The organism is Parvularcula maris (assembly GCF_024505085.1).
Classification (GTDB): domain Bacteria; phylum Pseudomonadota; class Alphaproteobacteria; order Caulobacterales; family Parvularculaceae; genus Parvularcula; species Parvularcula maris.
Map to the genome: position 1 here is coordinate 1 of NZ_JANIBC010000047.1, position 343 is coordinate 343.

Genomic DNA, 343 nt, shown 5'->3' on the forward strand with positions numbered 1-343 from the left:
GCTTCTCGCCGTAGGGGTAGTACTCCTCCCGCCACTTGAAGGCGCCGCCTCCGTCAAAGCCCACCGAGGCCGAGCCCAGATGGTCCGAGGCGATGTAGGTGGGCGAGCCGTTCTCGAGCCGCACCACAGACATCCCGCCCGCCGTGACGTAGTCCGTGCGCTTCTCTGGCACTGAACCATGGGCCAGAGCATGCCGGTGCAGGAGCTGGCCACCCAGCGAGTAGACCGAACGCACCTTCTTGCCCGAGATCACCTGAACCGCACGGCGCATATGGCCGTCATACTGGTAGCTCGCCGAAGCCAGACCCGCCATCGAGACCGGCTGGTTCGAGCTGTCCGAGAC

The 343-nt window shown here is 65.6% G+C and carries 1 pseudogene; it reads right to left on the reverse strand.

Going from position 1 to position 343, the window contains the following annotated elements:
* Positions 1 to 343 (reverse strand): annotated as a pseudogene (locus tag NOG11_RS14890) (hypothetical protein); the annotation flags it as partial.